Source organism: Enterobacter sp. 118C5 (assembly GCF_034107645.1).
Taxonomy (GTDB): Bacteria; Pseudomonadota; Gammaproteobacteria; order Enterobacterales; family Enterobacteriaceae; genus Enterobacter; species Enterobacter nematophilus.
The window spans coordinates 14619-40001 of the sequence record NZ_JAWNEU010000001.1 but is presented as its reverse complement, the minus strand read 5'-3'; the positions used below and the strand labels follow the sequence as shown (position 1 = coordinate 40001).

The window sequence follows — 25383 nt, the reverse complement described above, 5'->3', positions numbered from 1 at the left end:
TTAGAGTCAGCTGCGCTGCAGAACAAATAATAAAAACCAGCATCTTATGCTTTTATGGAATATCAGCTCACGAGCTGGAGCTCACGGTTCTCAAGCGACGGCTTGCTGACCAGCGACATCAAAATCTCTTTTACCGCCTGCGCCTGCGGCGACAGCGAGCCGCGAGCGGACATGTTCAGCGACAGCGGCAGGCTCATCGACGGCGTGGTGATCCGCGCCATCCAGCCGTTTGCCGCACCGCACAGCGAGCGCGCGGCGGATTCCGGCAGTACGGTGACACCCATCCCGCTGGCAATGGCCGCGGTGAGCGTGGAGATTGAGTCAATTTCGCCGATGATTTTGGCCGTCAGGCGTCGCAGGGAGAACGCTTCGTCCACGCGCACGCGCACGGCGCTGTAGTCGCGCGGCAGATAGAGGTTCATCTCTGCCACGGCGGTGAGATCTACGCTCTGGCCCGGACAGTCGCGGGTGCCCACGAGGTAGAGATCTTCCTTCAGCAGCGGCTGGCTGGTGATCCCGGCAACCGGGGAGCGATCGTAAAGAACCGCCATGTCCAGCTGGCCGTTGAGCAGCTTGTCGTTCAGTACAGAACCGCTGTTTTCATGCAGATAAACCAGCACTTCCGGAAGCTCAGCGCGCACGGCCTGCAGCAGCGGCATGGTGATAGAGGACGCCGCCGTTCCCGGCGCCAGCCCAATAGAAACGTGCCCGCTCAGGGTCTGGCCCACGTTGTTCACCGCAAGCTGCGCCTGTTCACACTGACGCAGGATAGTGCGGGCATGGGTATACAGGATTTTACCTGCTTCCGTTGGCGTAACGCCGCGTTTGGTGCGGATCAGTAACTGCTGATCCATCTCGCCTTCCAGAGTAGCCACCTGCTGGCTCAGCGCAGGCTGCGCGATGTGCAGCACTTCTGCCGCTTGAGTCAGGCTGCCGATATCGACGATTTTTACGAAGTATTTCAGTCGTCTTAAGTTCATTTTGCCCCCTGTTCGAAATGCTGTGCCATAACCGGCTGTCGTTGTTGAACAGGTTTTGCAATATGAATGCCACTTTTACCGTGCGGTCTGAATTGTTCGCTAAGCGCCTGAAAATAAGGAAACCTAATCATGGAGGGGGGATTTATTACTGAAACAGCAGTTTATGATCTGCCCCATTAGAGGTATACCCGCACCAAAGCGGTGCATTCCGCTGTCAAAAACAGCATTTTGCCGATTTTGTCAGCAAACGATCAAAAGGCGTTGATCCACCCTTTGACAAGGCGAACGCAGGTCGATAATATGCGCCCCGTTCACACGATTCCTCTGTAGTTCAGTCGGTAGAACGGCGGACTGTTAATCCGTATGTCACTGGTTCGAGTCCAGTCAGAGGAGCCAAATTTGAAAAGCCTGCTTTTAAAGCAGGCTTTTTGCTTTTCCGCGCAAGGTAAAAGCAAAACGGCAACCTTGTTGCCGTTTTAGTGTGTGCGCCCTCTCCCGTGGGAGAGGGATGGGATGAGGGCACCAGCCCGCACAATCCCTTCACATCCCTACCTTAACCGGCATTCCCGACCGCCGTTCCAGTTCAGCGCCCGCCCCCTCATTTATCAGCTGCGTTCGCTGCGCGGCCGAAATGGGCAGAGGTACTTTTCGGGTTGACTCAAATTCCACCCGGTTACGCGACAGCGGTTCGTGAACCTCCACCCACCGGCTGCCGTCCGGCTCCGTGGTCACCTTAACGGGCCGATCGATAAGCTGTACGCGGGTGCCTACGGGGACATTATCGAAAAGGTATTTGATGTCGTTGTTACGCAGGCGAATACAGCCCTGACTTACCCGCAGCCCGATGCCAAAATTCGAGTTTGTGCCGTGAATGGCATACAGCCTGCCGATATAAATCGCATACAGCCCCATCGGGTTATCCGGCCCGGCGGGCACGAAGGCCGGAAGCGTTTTCCCCTCTGCCGCATAGGCGCGGCGCGTGTTCGGCGTAGGTGACCAGGTTGGCCCTTCCTGCTTTCGCTCAACCGCCGTCACCCAGTTTCGCGGGGTTTCGCGCCCGGCCTGACCGATGCCGATGGGCAACACTTCCACCGTATTGCTGCCCGGCGGGTAATAGTAGAGACGCATTTCCGCCACGTTCACCACAATCCCCTCGCGGACGGTGTCGGGCAAAATCAGCTGCTGGGGAATCACCAGTCGGGTGCCGGATTTGGGCAAAAAAGGATCCACTCCCGGGTTTGCTTCCAGCAAATTGCTTAGCCCCTGCCCGTGCTGTGCGGCAAAGGCCTCAAGCGGTAACGTATTGCGCTCGGGAACGGTGATGATAATCGGGTTTCCCACCAGCCGACTGCCTTCCGGCGGTAGGGTATAGGTTACGGCAAACGCACTGGGAACAGCGGCACACAGCGTAAGGACGAACCAGGTAAGTCGCATCATAATTTCCTGTGCTTACAAAAGAGAAAGCCTGGACTCAGGCAGGCTTTCTCAGTTTACGCTATCACGCCTCGGTTTTGCGCCACCGGCGCGTCAGCACTTTCTCCGCCTCGACAATAAGGAACATCACAAAACCAATCAGGAAGGTGATGACCCAGTAGCGGAACGGCAGCGCTTCGGTGCCAAACAGCATCTGCATGAAGGGTGCGTAAATGATAAGAAGCTGTAGCGCCAGCAGTACGCCGCTCACGATCCAAATCCCTTTATTCGCCAGCAGGCCTTTGCTCAGCGAGAAACCGTCATTGACGCGGCAGTTGAGCATGTAGAACCACTGCGCGGTGACCAGAGTTTGCAGCAGCACGGTGCGGATAAATTCCGCCGAATAGCCGCGCGGCTGAAGCCAGGCCTCCAGCACGAAGGCGCTGATGGCAATCATCAGACCGACAAACACCACGCGCCAGATGGCATACCCGTCCATCACGTGGAGATTCGCCTTGCGCGGTGGCCGGTTCATGATGTCCTTCTCACCCGCTTCAAACGCCAGGCCAAACGACAAGGTTGCTGAAGTCGCCATGTTCATCCACAGGATCAGGACCGGCGTCAGCGGGATCAGGTTCCCCGCCAGCAGCGCGATGATGATCAGCAGAGCCTGCGCGATGTTGCTGGGGATAACGAACAGAATGGTCTTTTTCAGGTTATCGTAAACCCGACGCCCCTCGTGCACCGCACTGGCAATGGTGGCAAAGTTGTCATCCGTTAACACCATGTCAGCGGCTTCCTTGGTGACTTCCGTCCCCTTAATCCCCATGGCGATACCCACATCCGCCCGCTTGAGCGCTGGGGCATCATTTACACCATCCCCGGTCATGCCCACGACTTCCTGTTTACTTTGCAGAGCCTGTACAAGGCGGAATTTATCCTCCGGGCTGGTTCGGGCGAAAATATCGTACTGCTGCGCGGCGTCGCTCAGCTGACGATCGTCCATCGCCTCCAGCTCACGTCCGGTGATAGCGCTTGCGGCGTTACCAATTCCCAACATTTGCCCGATGCTCATTGCCGTTTGCGGATGGTCGCCGGTGATCATTTTCACGCGGATCCCGGCCTGCAGACAGTCGGCAATGGCGGTAATGGCCTCCGGACGCGGCGGATCCATCATTCCAGCAATACCCAGCAGGATCACGCCATCATGAAGGTCCGGGTGATCCAGCTCGCGCTGTCCACTGGCCGCTGGTTTCCAGGCCGCAGCCACCATGCGCAGCCCTTCCCGGGCATACTCTTCAATCTTCCCTTCCCAGTAAGGCTGCTCGAACGGCTGCAGTCCGTCATTCGTCTGCTGGTAATGGCAGAGGCGGAACAGGACGTCCGGCGCGCCGGTGATTAAAATCACCTCTTCATCGCCCAGCCGGTACAGCGTGGACATGTATTTATACTGCGAATCAAACGGGATTTTACTGCGCATTTCGGTATCGAGCGGCGGGAGCGGAATTTTCGCCGCCAGCACCTTCAGCGCGCCCTCGGTCGGGCCCCCGGTGATTTTCCACAGCCCCTGCTCGTCTTTAATCAGCTGGCTGTCATTGCAAAGGTCGATGGTGCGCAGGTAGCGTTCCAGCACGGAACCCTGCGTCACGCTGACGGGCGTCGGGTCATCTACGGGGTGAATATTTCCCACCGGTTCGTAGCTGTCGCCCTCCACGCGATAGGTCGTGTCAGCGGTGATCACCGCTTTGACCGTCATTTCATTCATCGTCAGGGTGCCGGTTTTATCCGAGCAGATGACCGTCATCGCCCCCAGGGTTTCCACCGTGGGCAGCTTGCGAATGATGGCCTTGCGGCGCGCCATGGCCTGTACGCCCAGCGAAAGGATGATGGAAATGATGGCCGGCAGGCCTTCCGGGACGGCGGCAACGGCGAGGCTGATAAGCGACAGCACCAGCTCGGAAACCGGCATATCCCGGAACAGGAGGCTAAAGACAAACAGCACCACCATCATCACCAGGATCGTGATGAAAATGGTCTTCCCGAGCTTATCCATCTGCACCATCAGCGGCGTGCGGTGCTTTTCAATGTCGGACATCATCTGATTGATGTGGCCCAACTCGGTCTCGCCCCCGGTTGCCACCACCACGCCTTTACCGCCGCCGGAGCTGACGGTGGTTCCTGAGTAGAGCAGATTATACCGGTCACCTAATGGCAACTCCCCGCTTAACGCATCGCTGTTTTTCTCCACAACGGTGGATTCGCCGGTCAGGATGGCCTCCTCCACGCGAAGGTTATGCGCCTCAATCACGCGCAGGTCCGCAGGGATACGATCCCCGGCACGGATCACCACGATATCTCCCGGGACCAGCGCCGTGGTGGGGATCGTTTCATGATTCCCCTGTCGTACCACCACGGCTTCGCTGGAGAGCATATTTCGAATACTCTGCAACGATTTTTCAGCATTGCTTTCCTGGATATGGCCAATCAGCGCGTTGATGATGGCAACCCCAAGGATCACAAACATGTCTACCCAGTGGCCCATAAAGAGCTTAAGCAACGCGGCCACCAGCAGAACGTAAATCAACACATCGTTAAAATGCGCCAGGAAGCGCAGCCAGGCGGGTTTACCCTTTTTTTGCGGTAACGCATTCTCACCATGCTGCTGAAGGCGGGCGGATGCCTCAGTGCCGCTAAGTCCTTCCAGGGTGGAGTGGATATTAGAAAGGGTTTCGTCAACGGTTTGCTGATAATACGGACGTTCAGGTTTTCCTGTTTTCATCGTTCCTTCCTCAGGTTCTATTCAGAAATCACCTTGCTTTCATGTAATTAACGAATAACGAAAACAGGAACGTGGGCGTAACGCACAATACTTGCCGCCTCCGATCCTAACAAATGGGTTTGAATATTTGGATTTCGAGAGCCGACAATAATCGCGCCAGCAGCAAGTTCATCCGCCAGCTTAATAACCTCATCACGAACATTCCCGCTACGGACGTGGAGATGAACACGCTCTTCTGGCAGATTCAATTTTTTAACCAGGTCAGACAGCTTTTCTTTCGCATTATTAATCATATATTCATCCATTTTGCGCGCATCTGAAATAAAACCGCGCGTCAGCTCGGCTGAAAATTTGGGCATGACGTGCAGCAAATGAATGTCACCCGATGCGCTTTGCGCCAGAAACTGTGCATGCTGCAACGCTTTATCCGCCAGGCTTGTCTCGTAGACATCCACCGGAACGAGAATGTTTTTATACATATCAAGCATCCTTTTTATAACCAACACGAGAGTGAATGACGCTAAAAAACGCATTAAATGCAGGGGGTTGCCCTTAATGCCAGCTACGGTAAAAAAAGATGGATAACATTAAACGTAGCACAGGAATATCAGGTTTAGCGCTTCCCCACTGATAATGGTTATTTAACATTTATCTTTTCGCCGACTATGCTCATAGTCAGCTACCGCTTCCGGCTCATGGAGGAATGTATGTATGGTTTAAGCCTGATCCGTCTGGGTATGTTTATTGCGCTTGCCATTATCGCCAGCACGGCGATTGGTTTATTTACCTATATGGTCGTCACTGTTCTGGCCGAATAGTGTCACCCCCTGCCCTTGCTACGGAATAAATAAAACAGTTATTTATTAGGGGAATATAGTGAACCGCTACCTCTCTCTTTTACCGTTCGTTTTATTAACGCTCACGGCGTGCGACCCGAAACCGGAGCGTGCCTCCCCCCTGCCGCGAATGGTAAAAGTGGCGGAGGTGGCCGTCCCCGGTCACGCCCAGCAGCGCGTCTTTCCCGCCCGCATTGAATCGGGCGATGCCACAGACCTTTCCTTCAAGCGCGCGGGTCAAATTGAAGCGCTCGATATACGTCAGGGCGCAGCCATCAAGCAGGGGCAACAGCTTGCCAGACTGAACGCCCGTGAGGCCCAGCAGCGGGTTAACGACAGACAAACGGCAGCGACGCTGGCCCAGCGGCAGTTCGACCGCTTCCAGACTCTGGCAGGACGACAGGCCATTTCAAAAGCCGAGATGGACGTGCAGCGTGCAAACCGCGATTCGGCGAATGCGGCGCTGCAAATTGCCCGAGAGGAGCTGAATCAGATGACGCTCGTCGCCCCCTTCAGCGGGACGGCGGCCAGCGTGCACGTGCGAAACCATCAGGTTGTGTCTGCCGGTCAGCCCATTGCAACCCTAACCCGAACCGATCTGCTGGACGTGGTGTTTAGTATTCCTGAAAACCTGTTCAAAACCCTGGATATCCGCAACGCTCAGTATCGCCCCGTGGTGAGAATTAACGCCATCCCGGATCGGAAATTTACCGCCGTCTACAAAGAACACTCGGGCAGCAGCGACAGCAATACCCTGACATGGCAGGTGATACTGACCATGCCGCGACCAGATGATTTTCCCGCCGTCGGCGGCGTAAGCGGTACGGTGACCATCAATTTAAGCAACCTCCCGGCCGGCGCGGGCGCTGAGACTCTGGTCGTACCGGTTGAGGCAGTCTTTAATCCGGACAACAGCCCGCGCAATGAGCCACACGTCTGGGTCGTGGCGGGAGAAGGCGACGCGCTCCACCTGGAAGACCGCAAGGTCAGCGTGGGGCAAGTGAGTACCGAGGGCGTGGTAATCGTAAGCGGGCTGAAGGCGGGCGAACGCGTGGTGGCCGCAGGCGTTGGGGAGCTCCACGCTAACCAGCCGGTGCGTGTCTGGACGCGTGAACGGGGACTGTAATGGATATCTCTCGTCAATTTATCAATAACCCTGTTCGCGTCTGGCTAACGATTCTGCTGCTGGGCATCGGGGGCATTTTCGCTCTGTTGAATATCGGCAGGCTGGAAGATCCCGCTTTTACCATCAAAACCGCAGTGGTGGTCACCCACTACCCCGGCGCATCCGCTCAGCAGGTGGAAGAAGAGGTAACGCTACCGCTGGAGAATGCCCTTCAGCAGCTGCCTTATCTGGATAACGTCAGCTCTATCTCGTCAAACGGTCTGTCGCAAATCACCGTTAACATCGCTTCACGCTATCACTCGAACGAACTGCCGCAGATTTGGGACGAACTGCGCCGCCGCGTGGGTGATGCCTCGCGTCAGTTCCCGCCCGGCGTCGTCACGCCCTTTGTGAATGACGATTTCGGCGACGTGTTCGGTTTCTTCTTCGCAATTTCCGGAGATGAATTCAGTAATCCTGAACTGGTGAGATACGCGGAGCAGCTTCGCCGGGAGTTGATACTGGTCCCCGGCGTCGCGAAGGTCGCCATCGGCGGGGCCATTAGCCAACAGGTCAACATCGATATCTCCCTGACCAAAATGGCCGCGAGGGGCATTACGCTGAACCAGCTTTCCGCCCTGCTCAGCAGGCTTAACGTCGTTTCCAGCGCCGGAGAAATCACCTCCGGCAGCGAATCCATTCGCCTGCACCCGACCGGTGAATTCGAGAATCTTGATGAACTGGCGGATCTCATCATCACGCCTTCCGGCACCGGGGCGGCGACGCGTCTGCGGGATATCGCCACGCTATCGCGCGGGCTGAACGAATCGCCAGCCAGTATCTACCATGCCAACGGTAAAAAAGCCGTCACCATGGGCGTCTCGTTTATTCCCGGCGTGAACGTGATTGACGTGGGCCACGCGCTGGAGGCGAAGCTAAACCAGATGTCGGCGGAAAAACCGGCCGGCATACAGATAGACCTGTTTTACGATCAGGCTGCCGAAGTGGGCCACTCTGTTAACGGTTTTATTATTAACTTCCTGATGGCGCTGGCGATCGTCATTGGCGTGCTGCTGATCTTTATGGGTGTACGCAGCGGGATAATCATCGCGGTTTCTCTCGCGCTCAACGTGCTGGGCACGCTGCTGATTATGTATCTGTGTGGCATTGAGCTGCAGCGCATCTCGCTCGGGGCGCTGATTATCGCCCTCAGCATGCTGGTGGATAACGCCATCGTGATTGTCGAAGGGGTGTTGATTGCCCGACAGCAGGGCTCACCGCTGTTAACCGCCGTTAACAATATCATCCGCCGCTCCGCCCTGCCGCTGCTGGGGGCGACGGTGATCGCCATCCTGGCGTTTGCCCCTATCGGGCTGTCGCAGGATTCTACCGGGGAATACTGTAAATCCCTGTTCCAGGTGCTGTTGATTTCCCTGATGCTGAGCTGGTTTTCGGCGCTTACCATCACGCCGGTGCTGATTAAGTGGTGGTTGTTTAAAAACGACAGCGCGCCCGATAAAACCGACGAGTCAGATCCTTACGATAAACGTCTCTACCGCGCCTACCAGCGCCTGCTTAACACGCTGCTGCACCATAAGGCACCGACGCTCATTGTCATGGCTGCGCTGCTGGCAGCGTCTGTCTGGGGCTTCGGCGCCGTGCGGCAAAATTTTTTCCCGTCGTCTAATACGCCGATTTTCTTTGTCGACCTGTGGTTACCCTACGGGACCGATATCAAATGGACCGAGAAAATGACCGGTGATATTGAAAAGACGATTAACGGCCAGCCGGGCGTGGAAACCACCGTCTCAACAATCGGTCAGGGAAGTATGCGGTTTATTTTGACCTACAGCGGACAGCGCCAGTACAGCAACTATGCCCAAATCATGGTAAGAATGGATGACCAGCGTAACATTTCCCCCTTAACCCGCCACGTTGATGAGTACATCGCGCGAAACTACCCGCAGGTCAACGCCAGCACGAAACGGGTGATGTTTGGCCCCTCCGGCGACAGCGCCATTGAAGTGCGTATTAAAGGCCCGGATCCTGACAGGCTGCGCCTCATTGCCAGCCAGGTGGACGATATTCTGGCGCGCGACCCGGCCACGGGCAGCGTCAGGAACGACTGGCAAAACCGCAGCAAGGTGATCCGTCCGCAGTACGCCGCCGCGCTGGGACGCGAGCTTGGCGTGGATAAACAGGACGTCGACAACGCGCTGGAGATGAATTTCTCCGGCAGCCGGGCGGGACTGTATCGGGAAGGCAGCGACCTGCTGCCAGTGGTGGTGAGGCCCCCGGAAAGCGAAAGGCTGGATGCCAGTCACCTGAACAACGTGCTGGTGTGGAGCCAGACGCGGCAGCAGTATATCCCGCTGAGTAACGTCGTCAGCCGCTTCTCGCTGGAGTGGGAAGATCCGCTAATCCTTCGACGCGACCGCTCGCGGGTACTGACGGTTCAGACGGACCCGGATCCGCTGAGCCAGCAAACCTCCGGCGATATTCTCGCCCGCGTGAAGCCGCAGGTGGATGCCCTTCCCCTGCCGCACGGCTACAGCATTGAGTGGGGAGGCGACGCGGAAAATTCCAGCGAAGCGCAGCAGGGGCTATTCACTACGCTGCCTCTCGGGTATCTGGTGATGTTTGTCATTACGGTTCTGATGTTCAGCTCGGTAAAAAATGCCGTCGCTATCTGGCTGACCGTACCGCTGGCGCTGATTGGCGTCACACCGGGATTTTTACTTACCGGCATTCCCTTTGGCTTTATGGCGCTGATTGGTCTGCTGAGCCTGAGCGGCATGCTGATCCGCAACGGCATCGTGCTGGTGGAAGAGATCGAGCAGCAGAAAACGCAAAAGGATCAGCACGAGGCGATCGTGTACGCCGCGACCTCGCGCCTGCGACCCATCCTGCTCACCGCGTTTACGACCGTACTTGGCCTGGCTCCGCTGCTGCTGGACGTTTTCTTCCAGAGCATGGCCGTTGTGATTATGTTTGGACTGGGGTTTGCTACAATCCTGACGCTGCTGGTACTCCCCGTTATCTATGCGTGTTTCCATCGTAAGGACGAAGCCAAACCACAATGAATGCGACAGGGCTGAACATTATCAAGACGCTGGGCTGTATGACGGCGGTGACCTTCTTTACCATCTACAACACCTGGGATCATTATGATTATGACTATCACTGGATCCTGGGGTTTTTAACCTTTATCTCGACCATCGCCACGCCGCTGTTTTTTGTGGTGTCGGGCTATCTCGACGGACAATCGCGGCACGGCCCCCGCTGGCAGTTGGGTAAAATGAAAAGTCTGGTGATTGTTTTTCTGTTCTGGATAACGATCTACTACCTGTGGGAGCCCTATCAGCGTGGGTATCTGATTCAGCCCTGGTTTGTGTTCGCCTTTATGGTGATTTATACCTTTCACCCGGCAGTTGAGTGGCTTAGCCAGCGGCGAGCGCTGTTCTGCGGCGCGATTGCCGCCCTGCTGCTCTTTTCCTACGGATACGATCTGCTATCGGCGCTCTATCCTGAAACGCACGTCCTTTCTCTTTCACCGCAGTATCGGCTGTGGACATGGCTGCTGTTTTATCTGACGGGGCAACTCTTTTGCGACCCGAAAATTGCCGAGTGGATTAGCCGCAAAAATGTGGTCAGGGCGGCGGTTGTCGCCATCCCCTTTATCTATCTTTTCACCTGGTTTTACGAGCGCCACTTCTTCTTCGCGCTGTTCAAGGCGGACAGAAACGCCTTTATTCTCACTGGCTCTCAAATTTACATTTTGATTATCGCGCTGGTGATTGCGGCGAACGGGGTGCGCTTTCGCCGCAACGCTGAATTGAAGGAGTCCATTCTGGCCGCCATCAGCAAAACGATGACCGGTGTGTATATTGTGCACTATTCGGTGTTTCATCTGCTGACGGCGCTGATACCGGTGACCTCTCTCGGCATGAAGCTGGCGCTGATTGTGCTTACTTTCATTACCTCTGTTCTCTTCTCCATGCTGGTATTGTCTAACGCCGTGGCAAAAAAGGTGATCACCCTTTAAAAGCCTAAGCGCAGCCAGGCAAAGAGCACGTTGCCGTTGTTATACGTCCCGGGAATATAGGTGAACTGGACGGTAACGCGCTTATACCCGGCGGAAAACAGCGGGAAGATAAACGGTAGCGGGACATAGTTTGCAAAATCATCGCGCGCCGTGATGCCCGCCGCGGCACCGAGCCCAAGGCGGAAATCTTTGGCATTATCCAGGTACCAGCCCTTCTCCCAGCCGTAGCCCATCGCGGGCTGCCATTCGTTGTGCGAATCCTTGAACATCATCGCAAACAGCGCGCTCCAGTTCCCCTCTTCGTTATAGCGGGAAACGCCCAGCCCGCCGCCCCACGGCATTTCATTGTAATTGTCGGTTTTTTCTTTGTCGTACATGAAACGGGCATGCCAGCTCAGGAACGGCAGGTACAGGTCGTAACGTTGAGGCTCTTCCCAGGTCCGGGAGATATCATCCGTCAGCGCATTCCACCAGCCGCTAATCCGCTGTTCTCCGTAGACTTTCGACTCGGCATGAAGCGGCGCGGCGAATAATAACAGGACAATCCAGAGTGCCGAAAAGTTACGTTGCATCGTTATTCCCTCAGCTTAACTCACGCAGCAGTCACTATTACTGTAAACCATTCAGCCCTAACCGGAGCCAAATAGACTGATTTATGTCGAGGTAGGGGAAGATGAAATTTATTTATTCAGCACCTTCCGGAAAGATAAAAACGTTTTCTCAGGCGTTTTGTCGCGGTAGTCTCATAGGTTCCGTTTATATGACGGCAGCTATGTGAGTGACCTTTTCTTATACCAATAATTAAAAATCAGTACGGACAGGACAACTATGGACTCCACCCTCATCTCCGATCGTCCCAACGAGGAGACACCTTCGCTCAATCGCGCCCGCCGCGCCGCCCTCGGCAGCTTCGCGGGTGCCGTCGTCGACTGGTATGATTTTCTGCTTTATGGCATCACCGCCGCGCTGGTGTTTAACCGCGAATTCTTTCCTCAGGTCAGCCCCGCGATGGGCACCCTAGCCGCCTTTGCCACCTTCGGCGTCGGCTTTCTGTTTCGCCCGCTGGGCGGGGTGATCTTTGGCCACTTCGGCGATCGCCTCGGCCGCAAGCGCATGCTGATGCTCACCGTCTGGATGATGGGGATTGCCACCGCGCTGATTGGCATTCTTCCTTCGTTTTCCGCCATTGGCTGGTGGGCGCCGGTGCTGCTGGTAACATTGCGCGCCATCCAGGGCTTCGCCGTGGGCGGCGAATGGGGCGGCGCGGCGCTGCTGTCCGTTGAAAGCGCGCCGAAAAACCGGAAAGCCTTTTACAGCAGCGGCGTACAGGTGGGTTACGGCGTCGGCCTGCTGCTTTCTACCGGGCTGGTATCGTTAATCAGCCAGCTCACCACCGACGAGCAGTTCCTGAGCTGGGGCTGGCGCATTCCGTTCATCTTTAGCATCGTGCTGGTGGTTGCCGCGCTGTGGATCCGCAACGGGATGGAGGAGTCGGCAGAATTCGAACAGCAGCAGGAAAAACCGGTTGTCAAAAAACGTCTTCCGGTGATGGAAGCCCTCGTCCGGCATCCTGGCGCTTTTCTGAAAATAATCGCCCTGCGCCTGTGCGAGCTGCTGACGATGTATATCGTCACCGCGTTTGCCCTGAACTACTCGACGCAGAATCTCGGTCTGCCGCGGGAACTGTTCCTGAATATCGGACTGGTGGTCGGCGGGATCAGCTGCCTGACCATCCCCTGCTTCGCCTGGCTGGCGGACAGGTTTGGTCGCCGCCGCGTCTATATCACCGGGGCGCTGATTGGCAGCCTCAGCGCCTGGCCATTCTTTATGGCGCTGGAGGCGCAGTCGGTCTTCTGGATTGTCTTCTTCGCCATCATGCTCGCCAACATCGCCCACGATATGGTGGTCTGCGTGCAGCAGCCGATGTTTACCGAACTGTTTGGCGCGAGCTATCGCTACAGCGGCGCGGGGGTGGGCTACCAGGTGGCAAGCGTGGTCGGCGGCGGGTTTACGCCGTTTATTGCCGCCGCCCTGGTCACCTTCTCCGGCGGAAACTGGCACAGCGTGGCGATCTATCTGCTGGCCGGCTGCCTGCTGTCGGCGGCGACGGCGCTGCTGATGAAAGAGACGAGCCACGCCTGATCTCCCTTTTGTTTCACGGGCGTGTGACATACTATCGGGTAGAGTCGCACACCTGTGGAACAAGGAGACAGAGATGAATAATAAGGGCTCCAGCCTGACCCCGGCTCAGGCGCTGGAAAAACTCGACGCGCTGTATGAACAGTCCGTCAACGCGCTGCGCAGCGCCATTAGCGAATACATCGAAACAGGGAAACTCCCCGATCAAAAGGCCAGAAACGAAGGCCTTTTTGTTTATCCATCGCTCTCTGTGACCTGGGACGGTAGCGCAAGCACGACGCCGAAAACCCGCGCCTACGCCCGTTTTACCCACTCCGGCTGCTACAGCACCACCGTCACCCGCCCTGCACTGTTCCGCCCCTATCTGGAAGAGCAGCTAACGCTGTTGTATCAGGATTACGGCGCGCACATTGCCGTGGAGCCTTCGCAGCATGAGATCCCGTATCCGTACGTGATTGACGGTTCGGCGCTAACCCTTGACCGCTCCATGAGCGCGGGGCTGACCCGCCACTTCCCGACCACCGAGCTGTCACAGATTGGCGATGAGACGGCTGACGGGATTTATCACCCGACAGAGTTTTCACCCCTGTCGCACTTTGACGCCCGTCGGGTGGATTTCTCTCTGGCGCGCCTGCGCCACTACACCGGCACGCCCGCCGAGCATTTCCAGCCGTTTGTGCTGTTTACCAACTACACCCGCTACGTGGACGAGTTTGTTCGCTGGGGCTGTAGCCAAATTCTCGATCCGGACAGTCCTTACATCGCGCTGTCCTGCGCGGGCGGGATCTGGATCACCGCTGAAACCGAAGCGCCCGAGCAGGCCATCTCCGATCTGGCGTGGAAAAAACACCAGATGCCCGCCTGGCACCTGATCACCGCCGACGGCCAGGGGATCACCCTGATCAACATCGGCGTGGGTCCGTCGAATGCCAAAACCATCTGTGACCATCTGGCGGTGCTGCGCCCGGACGTGTGGCTGATGATTGGCCACTGCGGCGGCCTGCGCGAAAGCCAGCTGATTGGCGACTACGTGCTGGCCCACGCCTATCTGCGCGACGACCACGTGCTGGATGCGGTACTGCCGCCGGACATCCCGATCCCGAGCATTGCCGAAGTACAGCGCGCGCTGTACGACGCCACCAAAGAGGTGAGCGGTATGCCGGGTGAAGAGGTCAAGCAGCGCCTGCGTACCGGTACGGTGGTGACGACGGATGACCGCAACTGGGAGCTGCGTTACTCCGCCTCCGCGCTGCGCTTCAACCTGAGCCGCGCGGTGGCGATTGACATGGAGAGCGCCACTATCGCCGCGCAGGGGTATCGCTTCCGCGTTCCTTACGGCACGCTGCTGTGCGTGTCCGATAAGCCGCTGCACGGCGAAATTAAGCTGCCGGGTCAAGCCAACCGTTTCTACGAAGGGGCCATCTCCGAGCACCTGCAGATTGGCATTCGCGCCATTGACCTGCTGCGGGCGGAAGGCGACCGACTGCATTCGCGCAAGCTTCGCACCTTCAACGAGCCGCCGTTCCGCTAATAGCAATAAGGAAAAATCATGCACACCCCTACACCGCTCTCTGCCCTGCGCCACTGGCTTGAGGCCAGTCATTTCGACGGGATGATCGTTCCCCGCACCGATGCCTGGCAAAGCGAGAATTGCGCGTCGAACGACGAAAAGCTGGCCTGGCTGACGGGTTTTAACGGCTCTGCCGGCGTCGCGCTGGTGCTGAAGGATAAAGCGCTGCTGTTCGTCGACGGACGCTATCAGGTGCAGGCCCGCGTTCAGGTCAATATGGCCGAGATTGAAATTCATCATCTGCACAACGAGCCGCTGGCAGACTGGCTGACGGCAAACGTCGAGGCGGGCACGCGCATCGGTTTTGACCCACTGCTGATGACGAATGCCGAATTCGAACAGCTGTCTGCCACACCGTGCGCGCTCGTGCCGCTGGATGCCTCACCGTTTGACGCATTATGGACCGATCGCCCTGCCGCGCCGGCGGGGCTTATCCGTGAAATGCCGGTAGAGGTCAGCGGTGAAAGCAGCGAGGACAAACGTCAGCGCGTTGCCGCCGTGCTGGCCGCGAACAATGCTGACTACCTGGCCGTTACGCTGCCGGATAACATTGCGTGGCTGCTCAACGTGCGCGGCTCAGATATTCCCACCAGTCCGGTACCGCTCTCATTTGCCCTGCTTGGGCGTGACGGTCGCGTTGAGTGGTTTGTTAACGACAATAAGCTCGCAGAACTCCCTGATTCAGTTCTGAACGCCTTCACGATTGCGCCGCAGAACACCTTTATTGAACGCTGCCAGCAGCTTGCTGAAGGGAAGCGGGTGATGGTTGATGCCGACTCCGCGCCGGTGGCCCTGCGCTTTGCCATTGAACCGCGCGGAGAAATTGTCTGGCAAACCGATCCCATAACCCTGATTAAGGCCACCAAAAACCCGGTCGAGCTGGCAGGGTATCGCGAGTGCCATCACCAGGACGGCGCAGCGTGGGTCAACTTCCTGGCCTGGCTGAGTCGCGAAGTGCCGCTGCGTGCGGCGGCTGGGCAGCCCCTGACAGAGCTGGAAGTGCAGGCGCAGCAGCTGGCGTTCCGCCAGCAGCAGCCCGGTTTTATCGAGCAGAGTTTCGCGACCATTTCCGCCTCGTCGAGCAATGCGGCGATGTGCCACTATCATTCAAGCGAGGCCAGCAATAAGCCCATCGGTCATGACCATTTTTACCTGAACGATTCGGGCGGTCAGTACGCTAACGGCACCACCGACGCCACGCGCACGCTGGCGTGGGGCAATGTTCCCCCGCAGCAGCGTCTGCACTACACCGCCGTGCTGAGAGGGTTCCTGTCGCTCATTACCCTGCAGTTCCCTTCCGGGACTCAGGGGCATCAGCTGGATGCTTTCGCGCGTCGTCCGCTGTGGGAGATGGGGCTGGATTACGATCATGGTACCGGGCACGGCGTGGGCCACCAGCTTCTGATCCATGAAAACCCGCATCGCATCGCCAAAAAGGTCAACCCGTGGCCGCTGGTGGCAGGAAATATCATGACTATCGAGCCGGGCTATTATCTGGGCGACAGCCACGGTATCCGCATTGAAAACCAGGTGGAGATTGTGGAGAGCCGCCCGGGGTTCTGCAAATTTGCCTCGCTGACGCTGATCCCGATTGATCTAAGCCAGGTGGAATTGCAGCTGTTGAGCGAGCAGGAAAAGCGGTGGCTGGATGAGTATCATCAGCAGGTGCGGGAGGCGCTGTCACCGCTGGTGAGTAGCGATGCGCGTACGTGGCTGGAGGCGGCGACGGCACCGATTGGCATGTAACATCGTGCGGGCTGTTGCCCTCACCCCATCCCTCTCCCACGGGAGAGGGTGCAAACACTAAATTGCCGTTTTGCATTTACCTTGCGCAGAAAAGCAAAAAGCCTGCTATAAAAGCAGGCTTTTCAAATTTGGCTCCTCTGACTGGACTCGAACCAGTGACATACGGATTAACAGTCCGCCGTTCTACCGACTGAACTACAGAGGAATCGTGTGAACGGGGCGCATATTATCGATGCTCCCCTGGGATGTCAAAGGCAGAATGCAGATTTCGGATCGTTTGCCGATTTATTCTCCACTTCGCGCAATTGTCAGGCATTTTGTCGCGGATATTTCCACAGCCAGCGCCCGCTGACCATACGCCAGTAGAACAGCGCCCCGCGCACGGCCCAGTCAAGGAACATCCCCAGCCAGACGCCAACCACGCCCCAGCCGAGCACCACGCCCAGCGTATAGCCCGCCACAACGCGACACCCCCACATGCCGAGCATGGACACCCACATGGCAAAACGGGCATCGCGCGCCCCTTTCAGCCCGGCAGGCAATACCCAGGATGCCGCCCAGATCGGCATAAAGGCGGCGTTGAGCCAGATAAGGATTTTCACCACCTCTTTAACATCCTCTTCGTGGGTATAGAACGCGGCCATCAGCCCGGCAAACGGTGCGGTGCCCCAGGCAATCAGCGTCAGCCCAATCGTCGAAAGCCAGAACACGTGGCGCAGCTGCCGCTCCGCCTGGCCTATCTGCCCTTTCCCGAGTCGTTTACCTGTGATGATGGTCGATGCCGAACCCAGCGCGTTACCCGGCAGGTTAATCAGCGAGGCGATGGAGAAAGCGATAAAGTTACCGGCGATAACGTCGGTGCCCATTCCGGCGACAAACATCTGCGTGAGCAGCTTCCCGCCGTTAAACAACACGGATTCAATGCTCGCGGGAATACCAATCCCCATCACTTCCCAGATAATGGCGAAATTAAAGGGCCGGAAGTAGCTCTTAAGCGTAAGACGCAGCGAGGGCGTAATCCCCGTCATCAGCACCCCGATGATGGCCGCCGCACCGATATAGCGTGATATGGTTAATCCCAGCCCGGCCCCGACGAACCCCAGTCCATCCCATGAGAACGCGCCGTAGATCAGCACGCTACTGATGATGATATTCAGGATATTCATCCCGCCGTTGATCAGCAGCGGGATTTTGGTGTTACCTGCCCCGCGCAGCGCGCCGCTGCCAATCAGCGCGATGGCCGCCGCCGGATAGCTTAAGACGGTCATTTCGAGATAGGTCAGCGCCAGCTCCTTCACCTCGTTCGTGGCTTCCCCGGCGACAAAATCGATAATCTCTTTACCGAAATAGTGGATCACCGCCGCCAGAACAATTGAAAAGAGGGTCATGATCATCAGCGACTGGCGAGCCGCCTCGCGCGCGCGCTTAGGATCGAGCTTGCCGAGGCTAAAGGCCACCACAACCGTCGTCCCAAGATCGATGGCGGCAAAAAATGACATCACCACCATGTTGAAGCTGTCCGCCAGCCCGACCCCCGCCATTGCCTCTTTCCCCAGCCAGCTCACCAGGAAGGTGCTCAGTACTCCCATCAGCAGAACGCAGGTATTTTCGAGGAAAATAGGCACGGCAAGGGGGGTGATTTCACGCCAGAACAGAACACGATAGCTTTTACGTTTTGCGTACCATGGCGTGCGCATGATCGCCTGGCGCAGAGGGGCAGTGACGTTCAAAATGGACCTTAGCGAGAAAAGTTGAAACTCCATTTCAAATGATGGGGGAGAAATGCTAATCCTGCAAAGTATTTTCCTGAAAAAGATGTGTGTATTTACAACAAACTGACGACAGAATCGGCAATCAGTCGATTTTCCCTAAGATCAGGTTTGACAAAAGTTTTTTCGCCGCTAAGATAAGCCTCCACAACGATTCCTCTGTAGTTCAGTCGGTAGAACGGCGGACTGTTAATCCGTATGTCACTGGTTCGAGTCCAGTCAGAGGAGCCAAATTTAAAAAGCCTGCTTTTATAGCAGGCTTTTTGCTTTTCTGCGGCAGGTAAATGTAAAACGGCACTCCGTAAAATAAAAAAGGCTCTCTGTCACCAGAGAGCCTTTTTCACAATTCGCTGCGATTACTCGTTTTTTGCTTCGGCGTTTTTGATTTCACCCATCACTTTCAGCTTTTTAGAGATGTCGCGACGCTCTTTGGACAGCTCGGCATTTTTGATGATGTAGTCATCAACGCGGTCTTCATAGTCGCTCTTCATGCTGGCGATGATGCCCTGAATAGCTTCAACGCTCATGCCCGGCTTGATGTAGTCGCTCAGGTTGTCGAGCAGCAGAACACGTTTCTGGTTGTCACGGATCTTCTTCTCAACGTCCTGGATTTCACGCTGCAGTTTGTTTTTGCGGCGGAACAGGCGGACGAATTCCAGAACATCCTGGAACGAAGGCTTGATAGTTTCCATTTTTTACACCCCTGATAATGTGAGATTCGGATTCGTTAAAGCAACCGTTGTAACAATAACCTTACTGACAGCGGTTGCGAATGACAATGGCTATATCGTTTAAAGCTATCATAACCCCAATTGCTGCTGAATCGAAGCAGCAGGCGTCACATCCGCGTTTTATTTGCGCAGCGCCCGACAAATCAGGTGCGATAGCAGCTCAAGCTGTCGCGCCAGCTCCAGGCTCAGCCAGACATAGCCATGAATGGGCGTTTCCGCCACGTTATCGCCCTGCCGCTCGTTGATTAACTGCTTCAGTTCCGCCACGATTTCATTGAGACGCTCGCTGTTCGCCAGCACGGGCTGCGGGTTGCCTTCATAGAGCGCATGGGCGATGGTCAGCAGGGTCTGCTGCGTCATCATCTGCGTCTCTTTGAGGGTCTGGGCGTTGAGCATCAACAGATGGCTGGGGCGCGTGGCCCAGTGCGCGTTGATTTGCAGTTCAAGCATGCACACCAGATTGCGGCTGACCGTCTGGATAGCTTCGAAAATCGCTTTCTGAATATGGGTCTCTTTACTGGCTGGTACTATCAGGCCGCGCATTTTGACCACGTCGTTGAGGATGGTTTGCAGATGCTTTTCCAGCCGGGGACGCTCAACCAGATTCGGTGAAAACCCCGCCTGGTAGACGCGGTTAAACGCCGTGACGTAGTTAGCCATCTGGATACGCCAGTGCAGAAAAGCCCGCTGCGGCCAGATGCCGGTAAACAGCATGGCGAGCAGCGAGCCCAGAATAACATCCCCGCTTCGCCACAGCGCCGTGGTCATATCCCCGGCGGGCGCACCGACCACCACCGCAAGGGTGATACCAATCAGCAGCGCCTGATAAGGCCGTTTGCCCAGCGCCAGCCAGCCGCACAGGAACATGGCGGCACCGCACCATGCCAGCATCACCGGAAATGAGATGAGCTCAAGCTTCAGGGCAATAAGCCCCAGGGCAGAGCCAAGAACGGTTCCGCCAATGCGCTCGAAGGCGCGCGGAACAACGTTTCCCCAAAATGAGATAGGCCCCATCACCACCACCAGCGTGATCAGCGGCCACGTACCTTCAGGTATATCCAGCAATCTGACCAGTACAAAGGTCAACACGAACGCCAGCGCGATGCGACACCCGTGCACCACGCGGTAATGTTTGTACAAGCGAATTTCAAAAGGAGTTAATGATTTGTCGGGACGCACACCCGCTCTCCAGCAACACGGCAAACCACAATTGTACTGTGTTTTCAGCCGGGCGGATCGCTCCCGGCTGAAAAACCCTTCATTAAGCAGGCTTAAACCGTTTTGTGCTCTACCGCGATAAACATTTCAATATCCCAGTAGCCGTCCGCGTTGCCATCGTTGAGATAGCGTTCGAAGCAGGGCTTAAGCGCCATCTGGTATTTATTGTCCTGCAGTAAAGAATTAAAGAACTGATACCACGGGGTCGCAAAGTCGTAGTTTTCCACGCGCGCCGTCGCCACGGCATAATCACCGGCCGCGATTTCCGTCATCATCACCCCTTCGCTGTTCTCCGGGATGACGAAATCATCCGGTACCGTAACGGCCGTATCGCAGCGCAGTTTTTCTGCCGGAACCTCATCGGGATTATCGTAATAGACCGCCACCCACTCCAGCGGCTCAATGTGACGCCCGTCCACCCACATGACCAGCTGTTCAAAGCCCTGCTTGACCGTTTTTTCCCACGGCCCAACAAGATGAAAACCCGCAATCTTACGTTTCTGTTGCTGCGTGATGCTGTAGTCCATGCTGCCTCCGATTATCACTGTATATTTATACACTATAAAGCAGGGTTTCTATTATCGGCAAACGAGGAGTGTTTATTATGTGAGCAGACTCGCAACCCCGCCAGTCTGCCCATCAGCGGTTACAGCGTGTGGTGAAGATAATCGCTCAGGCGTGAGAATACGCCGCCCTTATCAACGGCTTCCAGAGTGACCAGAGGCCAGTGCGCCACGACCTTGTCGCGGTCATAGAGCTGGATCTCCCCGACCCGCTGATGCGCGGCAATCGGCGCTTCCAGCTCTTTTTTATCCAGAACGTATTTAGCCTTGATGTTCTGCACTTCTGCTTTCGGTAACGCCAGCCAGAAATCCTGATCCGTACCCAGATTTACCTGTTCTTTATCGCCGTACCAGATACGCTCTGTCCCCACTTTTTTACCGTTATGCAGGATCTGCACCGTATCGAAGTTCTGTTGTCCCCAGTGCAGTAGCTTACGCGCCTGATCCTCGCGCCCTTTCGGGCTGTCCGCGCCCATCACCACCGCAATCAAACGACGCTGGCCGTCCACCGCGGAGGCAATAAGGTTAAAGCCTGCGCCTGAGGTGTGCCCCGTTTTCAGGCCGTCCACGTTCATGGTTTTGTCCCACAGCAGGCCGTTACGGTTTTGCTGGGTGATGCCGTTCCAGGTGAGGCTCTTTTCGCTGTACATATGGTAAAACTCTGGCTCACCGTGAATGATGGCCCGGGAGAGCACGGCCAGGTCATAGGCCGAGCTGTGCTGGCCCGGCGCGTCCAGACCGTGGACGGTTTCAAAGTGCGTATCGCGCAGGTTCAGCTTCTGCACGTAGTCGTTCATCATCTTCACAAACTGCGGCTGCCCGCCCGCCACGTGGTCGGCCAGCGCCACGCAGGCATCGTTGCCGGAATCGACAATCAGACCGCGGCTTAAGTCACGCACGGTGACGCGATCGCCCTCTTTCAGGAACATCAGCGACGAACCGTCAAAAACCGGGTTGCCCTTTGCCCACGCGTCACGCCCTACGGTGACAATGTCATCCGGCGTAATGCGATGGCTGTCAATGGCCCGATCGACCACATAGCCCGTCATCAGCTTGGTGAGGCTCGCCGGATTACGTTGCTGATGTTCGTTGCCCGCCGTTAAAATTTGACCAGTTGTGTAATCCATCAGCACCCATGACCCCGCCTGAATGGCCGGAGGCTGCGGCGAAAAATCCAGTGGTTCGGCCGCAAAAGCAGATGAGACACTCGAAGCGAGTAAAGAAACAGCAATAAACAGACGGCGTTTCAACGGTATATCCTCAGGTCATTAAAAATCGATGACCTTTTTACGGGAGTTCTGATGTCGTTACCTGGCTTAATTGCAAAAAAATGTGACAGAACGCAGGTTTTCCGCGGAAGCTGTCTCGCAAATTTGCGCCGCGGCGGCGCTTTTTATTCGGTCTGACCCGCACGATCGTTTACCATAGTGACGTCATTTTTTAACAGGATGGTATTACTGGTGTCTGACTCTGCCGCACGCCCGACTTTTTTATTTCACGACTACGAAACCTTTGGCACGCATCCGGCGCTGGATCGGCCGGCGCAGTTTGCCGCCATCCGTACCGACGACGAATTCAACATCATTGGCGAGCCCGAGGTTTTTTACTGCAAACCAGCGGATGACTACCTGCCGCAGCCTGGCGCGGTGATGGTCACCGGGATCACACCGCAGGAAGCGCGGGAAAAAGGCGTTAACGAAGCAGAGTTCGCCCGCCGCATCCACGATCTGTTTACCGTCCCCAATACCTGCGTGGTCGGTTACAACAACATCCGTTTTGACGATGAAGTGACGCGCAATATCTTCTATCGCAATTTCTACGATCCGTACGCCTGGAGCTGGCAGAACCGCAATTCACGCTGGGATCTGCTCGACATTATGCGCGCCTGTTATGCCCTGCGCCCTGAAGGCATTAACTGGCCGGAAAATGAGGAAGGGCTGACCAGCTTCCGGCTGGAACACCTGACGCGCGCCAACGGCATCGAGCACAGTAATGCCCACGATGCGATGGCGGATGTCTATGCCACCATTGCCATGGCGAAGCTGGTGAAAACCGCGCAGCCCCGGCTGTTTGAATATCTGCTTAGCCACCGCGGCAAGCAGAAGCTCATGACCCTTATCGACGTACCGCAGATGAAGCCCCTGGTGCATATCTCCGGCATGTTTGGCGCCTGGCGCGGCAATACCAGCTGGGTTGCCCCTCTGGCCTGGCACCCGGATAACCGAAATGCGGTCATCATGGTGGACCTGGCGGGCGATATTTCACCGCTGCTGGAGCTTGACAGCGATACACTGCGCGAACGGCTTTACACCCCGAAAAATGAACTTGGGGATCTGCCTGCGGTGCCGGTCAAACTGGTGCATATCAACAAATGTCCGGTGCTGGCGCAGGCGAACACGCTGCGCCCGGAAGATGCCGACAGGCTGGGCATTAACCGTCAGCACTGCCTGGATAACCTGAAAGTGCTGCGCGACAATCCGCAGGTGCGCGAGAAAGTGGTCGCCATCTTTGCCGAGGCGGAGCCGTTCGTGCCGTCCGAAAACGTGGATGCCCAGCTTTACAACGGCTTCTTCAGCGATGCCGACCGTGCAGCTATGAATATTGTTCTGCAAACAGAGCCGCGTAACTTACCGGCGCTGGACATCACCTTCGCCGATAAGCGCATCGAAAAGCTGATGTTTAACTACCGGGCGCGCAACTATCCCGGCACGCTGGATGAAGCAGAACAGGCGCGCTGGCTGCAGCACCGTCGAAACGTGTTTACGCCAGAGTATCTGCACAACTATGCCCAGGAGCTGGAGATGCTTTACGGCCAGTACGAAGGGGATGCAGAGAAGCAGACGTTGCTGAAAGCGTTGTTCCAGTACGCGCAAGATGTAGTCTGAAGTGAGATATAAAAAAACCGGAGACAAGGGTCTCCGGTTTTTTTTGAAACGTTAAGACTTATGCAATATCTTCGTACTGAGGAACCGGGTTACGGAAGCTCTTCGTGACGCAGGCCAGGTACACCAGACCGATACCGCCCCAGATCAGACCCAGAATCATTGAGCTCTCTTCCAGGTTAATCCACAGCGCACCTACCGTCAGGGCGCCACAGACTGGCAGAATCAGGTAGTTGAAGTGGTCTTTCAGCGTCTTGTTACGCTTCTCACGGATCCAGAACTGCGAAATCACGGAGAGGTTAACGAAGGTGAACGCCACCAGCGCACCGAAGTTGATCAGCGCAGTTGCCGTCACCAGGTCGAATTTAATCGCCATCAGTGCGATTACGCCAACCAGCAGTACGTTCCACGCCGGGGTACGCCATTTCGGATGAACGTAGCCGAAGAAACGGGTTGGGAACACGCCGTCACGACCCATGACGTACATCAGACGCGAAACACCCGCGTGTGCCGCCATCCCGGACGCCAGAACGGTCACGCTGGAGAAGATCAGCACGCCCCACTGGAAGGTTTTACCTGCCACGTACAGCATGATTTCAGGCTGTGACGCATCCGGATCTTTAAAGCGAGAAATATCCGGGAAGTACAGCTGCAGGAAGTAGGAGGCGCAGATGAAGATCAGGCCGCCAATCAGCGCTGTCAGGAAAATCGCTCGCGGAATCACGCGCTCGGCGTCTTTGGTCTCTTCAGACAGAGAAGAGATACCGTCGAAGCCCAGGAACGAGAAGCACAGGATGGTCGCACCGGTGATCATCGGTACTACGTGTGCCCCTTCAGACCAGAATGGGCGGGTGCTGGTCAGCGTGCCTGCGCCTTCGCCGTGGGAAACGCCGTAGATGATCAGGCCGACGATAACCGCAACAATACCCATCTGCAGAATAACGATCAGGGTGTTGAAGTTAGCCACGGTCTTGATGCTGCGCAGGTTAGAGATGGTCATAAAGGCCACCAGCGCGACAACGAAGATCCACGACGGCACGGTAGGCACCAGCGCTTCAAAGTAAATTTTTGCCAGCAGAATGTTGATCATCGGCATGAACAGATAGTCCAGCAGCGATGACCAGCCCACCATAAAGCCAACCGCCGGGCTGATGGATTTCTGGGCATAGGTATACGCAGAGCCTGCGGACGGGAAACGGCGAACCAGCTTACCGTAGCTCAGCGCAGTAAAGAGAATGGCGACCAGTGCAAAGGCGTACGCCGTCGCAACGTGACCGTCAGTGAGGCCCGATACGATACCGAATGTATCGAACAGCGTCATCGGTTGCATATAGGCAAGGCCCATCATAACAACCGGAATCAACGTAAGCGTTTTACGTAATTCCACGCGAGAGGTGTTTGGAGTTGCGTTATGCGACATAGTTATTCTCCTTTACGGTGATAACCGCCACGTAAGCGAAAAATTGCCCCATTTCTTTCTTCCTCAGCGACAACAACTGTCGGATTTTAGTAAATATCTATCCGGTACGAAGCCCGGCCTCTTGGTTTTTAGTTTCGTTTCGTACATGCAAAAAAAAATAACCGACGCCTTTTATATCGTCGATTAT

Annotated in this window: 19 protein-coding genes and 3 tRNA genes; 9 read left to right on the top strand and 13 right to left on the bottom strand. The window is 56.3% G+C overall.

Features of this window, described 5'->3' with window-relative positions:
- Window positions 1–62: 62 nt before the first annotated feature.
- Window positions 63–980 carry a nitrogen assimilation transcriptional regulator NAC gene (gene nac, locus UTO39_RS00185; RefSeq protein ID WP_028013742.1) on the bottom strand — a complete coding sequence of 306 codons (918 nt, stop codon included), beginning with the start codon at window positions 978–980 and terminating at the stop codon, window positions 63–65.
- A 320-nt stretch (window positions 981–1300) separates the two neighbouring features.
- Between nac and UTO39_RS00180 the strand changes: the two genes are divergently transcribed.
- Window positions 1301–1376 (top strand) — tRNA-Asn (locus tag UTO39_RS00180).
- Between the two features lie 144 nt (window positions 1377–1520).
- Here the strand turns inward: UTO39_RS00180 and ldtA are convergent.
- From ldtA to UTO39_RS00165, 3 genes are all read right to left on the bottom strand, one after another.
- Entirely contained in the window at window positions 1521–2417 is an 897-nt protein-coding gene (gene ldtA / locus UTO39_RS00175; RefSeq protein WP_061097723.1) for a L,D-transpeptidase, read from the bottom strand.
- A 61-nt stretch (window positions 2418–2478) separates the two neighbouring features.
- On the bottom strand, window positions 2479–5172 hold the full coding sequence (locus tag UTO39_RS00170) for a cation-transporting P-type ATPase (protein ID WP_320726157.1): 2694 nt from the start codon (window positions 5170–5172) through the stop codon (window positions 2479–2481).
- A 47-nt stretch (window positions 5173–5219) separates the two neighbouring features.
- On the bottom strand, window positions 5220–5651 hold the full coding sequence (locus tag UTO39_RS00165) for a universal stress protein (protein WP_151413143.1): 432 nt from the start codon (window positions 5649–5651) through the stop codon (window positions 5220–5222).
- A gap of 397 nt (window positions 5652–6048) precedes the next feature.
- On the opposite strand from UTO39_RS00165, the gene UTO39_RS00160 reads away from it, so the two are divergent.
- The 3 genes from UTO39_RS00160 to UTO39_RS00150 are packed head-to-tail and all read left to right on the top strand — an operon-like array spanning window position 6049 to window position 11158.
- Window positions 6049–7134: an efflux RND transporter periplasmic adaptor subunit gene (locus tag UTO39_RS00160; RefSeq protein WP_253542681.1), complete on the top strand. Its 1086-nt coding sequence runs from the start codon at window positions 6049–6051 to the stop codon at window positions 7132–7134.
- Window positions 7134–10196, top strand: coding sequence for an efflux RND transporter permease subunit (locus tag UTO39_RS00155; protein ID WP_320726156.1), 3063 nt, complete (start codon window positions 7134–7136; stop codon window positions 10194–10196). Before UTO39_RS00160 ends, UTO39_RS00155 begins: the two co-directional genes overlap by 1 nt.
- Complete coding sequence (locus tag UTO39_RS00150; protein WP_320726155.1) at window positions 10193–11158, top strand: acyltransferase family protein; 966 nt, start codon at window positions 10193–10195, stop codon at window positions 11156–11158. The genes UTO39_RS00155 and UTO39_RS00150 overlap by 4 nt, the downstream gene beginning before the upstream one ends.
- Here UTO39_RS00150 and pagP read toward each other — a convergent pair.
- Complete coding sequence (pagP, locus tag UTO39_RS00145; protein WP_320726154.1) at window positions 11155–11730, bottom strand: lipid IV(A) palmitoyltransferase PagP; 576 nt, start codon at window positions 11728–11730, stop codon at window positions 11155–11157. The genes UTO39_RS00150 and pagP overlap by 4 nt on opposite strands.
- A gap of 256 nt (window positions 11731–11986) precedes the next feature.
- Between pagP and shiA the strand changes: the two genes are divergently transcribed.
- The 3 genes from shiA (at window position 11987) to UTO39_RS00130 (ending at window position 16613) form a co-directional block, all read left to right on the top strand.
- The gene (gene shiA / locus UTO39_RS00140) at window positions 11987–13300 is read left to right on the top strand and encodes a shikimate transporter (RefSeq protein WP_061097716.1); all 1314 of its coding nucleotides are present in this window, start codon (window positions 11987–11989) and stop codon (window positions 13298–13300) included.
- A 73-nt stretch (window positions 13301–13373) separates the two neighbouring features.
- Window positions 13374–14828 carry an AMP nucleosidase gene (locus UTO39_RS00135; protein WP_320726153.1) on the top strand — a complete coding sequence of 485 codons (1455 nt, stop codon included), beginning with the start codon at window positions 13374–13376 and terminating at the stop codon, window positions 14826–14828.
- Between the two features lie 18 nt (window positions 14829–14846).
- On the top strand, window positions 14847–16613 hold the full coding sequence (locus tag UTO39_RS00130) for an aminopeptidase P family protein (protein WP_320726152.1): 1767 nt from the start codon (window positions 14847–14849) through the stop codon (window positions 16611–16613).
- 129 nt (window positions 16614–16742) lie between these two features.
- On the opposite strand, the gene UTO39_RS00125 is transcribed toward UTO39_RS00130, so the two are convergent.
- Together UTO39_RS00125 and emmdR are read right to left on the bottom strand one after the other, a co-directional pair.
- Window positions 16743–16818 (bottom strand) — tRNA-Asn (locus UTO39_RS00125).
- Window positions 16819–16921: 103 nt separating this feature from the next.
- Window positions 16922–18376, bottom strand: a complete 1455-nt coding sequence (gene emmdR, locus UTO39_RS00120; protein ID WP_320726151.1) for a multidrug efflux MATE transporter EmmdR — start codon at window positions 18374–18376, stop codon at window positions 16922–16924.
- Window positions 18377–18537: 161 nt separating this feature from the next.
- On the opposite strand from emmdR, the gene UTO39_RS00115 reads away from it, so the two are divergent.
- Window positions 18538–18613: transfer RNA gene (locus UTO39_RS00115), tRNA-Asn, on the top strand.
- 125 nt (window positions 18614–18738) lie between these two features.
- Here the strand turns inward: UTO39_RS00115 and UTO39_RS00110 are convergent.
- The 4 genes from UTO39_RS00110 to dacD form a co-directional block, all read right to left on the bottom strand.
- Window positions 18739–19074: a DUF496 family protein gene (locus UTO39_RS00110; RefSeq protein ID WP_320726150.1), complete on the bottom strand. Its 336-nt coding sequence runs from the start codon at window positions 19072–19074 to the stop codon at window positions 18739–18741.
- Between the two features lie 159 nt (window positions 19075–19233).
- Window positions 19234–20292, bottom strand: a complete 1059-nt coding sequence (locus UTO39_RS00105; RefSeq protein WP_253542692.1) for an FUSC family protein — start codon at window positions 20290–20292, stop codon at window positions 19234–19236.
- 92 nt (window positions 20293–20384) lie between these two features.
- The gene (gene sbmC, locus UTO39_RS00100; protein WP_061097712.1) at window positions 20385–20858 is read right to left on the bottom strand and encodes a DNA gyrase inhibitor SbmC; all 474 of its coding nucleotides are present in this window, start codon (window positions 20856–20858) and stop codon (window positions 20385–20387) included.
- A 119-nt stretch (window positions 20859–20977) separates the two neighbouring features.
- Complete coding sequence (dacD, locus tag UTO39_RS00095; protein ID WP_061097711.1) at window positions 20978–22144, bottom strand: serine-type D-Ala-D-Ala carboxypeptidase DacD; 1167 nt, start codon at window positions 22142–22144, stop codon at window positions 20978–20980.
- 198 nt (window positions 22145–22342) lie between these two features.
- Here dacD and sbcB point away from each other — a divergent pair, with 198 nt between their 5' ends.
- Window positions 22343–23779: an exodeoxyribonuclease I gene (sbcB, locus tag UTO39_RS00090; RefSeq protein ID WP_407065098.1), complete on the top strand. Its 1437-nt coding sequence runs from the start codon at window positions 22343–22345 to the stop codon at window positions 23777–23779.
- A gap of 58 nt (window positions 23780–23837) precedes the next feature.
- Here sbcB and UTO39_RS00085 read toward each other — a convergent pair whose 3' ends face one another.
- Both UTO39_RS00085 and yoeI read right to left on the bottom strand, forming a co-directional pair.
- Entirely contained in the window at window positions 23838–25196 is a 1359-nt protein-coding gene (locus tag UTO39_RS00085) for an APC family permease (protein ID WP_320726149.1), read from the bottom strand.
- Window positions 25186–25248, bottom strand: coding sequence for a membrane protein YoeI (gene yoeI, locus UTO39_RS00080; protein WP_099458931.1), 63 nt, complete (start codon window positions 25246–25248; stop codon window positions 25186–25188). The genes UTO39_RS00085 and yoeI overlap by 11 nt, the downstream gene beginning before the upstream one ends.
- Between the last annotated feature and the right edge of the window lie 135 nt (window positions 25249–25383).

Bases quoted from the DNA above. Each gene is read 5' to 3' on its own strand.
- nac (WP_028013742.1), bottom strand. From the start codon at position 980: ATGAACTTAAGACGACTGAAATACTTCGTAAAAATCGTCGATATCGGC.
- ldtA (WP_061097723.1), bottom strand. From the start codon at position 2,417: ATGATGCGACTTACCTGGTTCGTCCTTACGCTGTGTGCCGCTGTTCCC.
- UTO39_RS00170 (WP_320726157.1), bottom strand. From the start codon at position 5,172: ATGAAAACAGGAAAACCTGAACGTCCGTATTATCAGCAAACCGTTGAC.
- UTO39_RS00165 (WP_151413143.1), bottom strand. From the start codon at position 5,651: ATGTATAAAAACATTCTCGTTCCGGTGGATGTCTACGAGACAAGCCTG.
- UTO39_RS00155 (WP_320726156.1), top strand. From the start codon at position 7,134: ATGGATATCTCTCGTCAATTTATCAATAACCCTGTTCGCGTCTGGCTA.
- UTO39_RS00150 (WP_320726155.1), top strand. From the start codon at position 10,193: ATGAATGCGACAGGGCTGAACATTATCAAGACGCTGGGCTGTATGACG.
- pagP (WP_320726154.1), bottom strand. From the start codon at position 11,730: ATGCAACGTAACTTTTCGGCACTCTGGATTGTCCTGTTATTATTCGCC.
- shiA (WP_061097716.1), top strand. From the start codon at position 11,987: ATGGACTCCACCCTCATCTCCGATCGTCCCAACGAGGAGACACCTTCG.
- UTO39_RS00135 (WP_320726153.1), top strand. From the start codon at position 13,374: ATGAATAATAAGGGCTCCAGCCTGACCCCGGCTCAGGCGCTGGAAAAA.
- UTO39_RS00130 (WP_320726152.1), top strand. From the start codon at position 14,847: ATGCACACCCCTACACCGCTCTCTGCCCTGCGCCACTGGCTTGAGGCC.
- emmdR (WP_320726151.1), bottom strand. From the start codon at position 18,376: ATGGAGTTTCAACTTTTCTCGCTAAGGTCCATTTTGAACGTCACTGCC.
- UTO39_RS00110 (WP_320726150.1), bottom strand. From the start codon at position 19,074: ATGGAAACTATCAAGCCTTCGTTCCAGGATGTTCTGGAATTCGTCCGC.
- sbmC (WP_061097712.1), bottom strand. From the start codon at position 20,858: ATGGACTACAGCATCACGCAGCAACAGAAACGTAAGATTGCGGGTTTT.
- sbcB (WP_407065098.1), top strand. From the start codon at position 22,343: ATGGTATTACTGGTGTCTGACTCTGCCGCACGCCCGACTTTTTTATTT.
- UTO39_RS00085 (WP_320726149.1), bottom strand. From the start codon at position 25,196: ATGTCGCATAACGCAACTCCAAACACCTCTCGCGTGGAATTACGTAAA.